The sequence below is a fragment of the Mesorhizobium sp. M4B.F.Ca.ET.089.01.1.1 genome (genome assembly GCF_004022605.1).
GTDB lineage: Bacteria > Pseudomonadota > Alphaproteobacteria > Rhizobiales > Rhizobiaceae > Mesorhizobium > Mesorhizobium abyssinicae.
This window is the reverse complement of sequence record NZ_RZOS01001205.1, coordinates 1-598: the sequence shown is the minus strand read 5'-3', so window position 1 is coordinate 598 and position 598 is coordinate 1. Positions and strand designations below refer to the sequence as shown.

The window sequence follows — 598 nt, the reverse complement described above, 5'->3', positions numbered from 1 at the left end:
GGCCGCAGAGCGGGCGAAGCAGGACGAAATTGACCGTGCGGTCGAACTCTCGATGTCCCGCATGAACCAGCAGCTTCAGGCCCAGCGCATGGGTGTGAAGACCCAAGGAGCGATCCGGTCTCAGGATGTCGGGGTTGTGCCACCCATGGCAGAGGTCGAGAAGACCACGGTCAAGGTTCTTGGCGGTATCGAGGTCAGCTTTAGTCAAGCGAAGGACATGGCCGAGACGGGGCAGATTACGCAGGCCGAGTTCAACAAGGCCGTGGTCGATGGTCTGGCTGTTCGGGGCTACGCAGCACCGAAGTCTTTCGCCTGACCACGGAGGCCGAGAGTGACGAGGGGGCTTCGGCCCCTGAGTTGCCTGCCGTGGACGACAAGACCGAAGAGGAGGAACAGACCGACGACGAGAAGGAAGACAAGCAGCATGCCGAGTTTGTGCGCATGGCGGACCAGAGCCTTGACCGCTTCAGGGACACTCATAGCGAACCCCAGCAGCAATTCATTGTGGACGCCTTCGTGGAGACGGGAGAGATACCAACCGGGGAAGCCTTCGGGATCGAGGAGGTGGAAGCGGCTGTGGTCGAGACTGCATTCACTC

2 protein-coding genes are annotated in these 598 nt (G+C 60.9%); both read left to right on the top strand.

Annotated features, from left to right (window positions below; genetic code table 11):
- A partial coding sequence (locus EN780_RS39405) for a hypothetical protein (RefSeq protein WP_189557121.1) occupies positions 1-316 on the top strand: 316 nt, incomplete at its 5' end.
- Between the two features lie 50 nt (positions 317-366).
- Positions 367-598: hypothetical protein (locus EN780_RS36790; RefSeq protein WP_133372983.1), on the top strand; the 232-nt coding region annotated here is incomplete at its 3' end.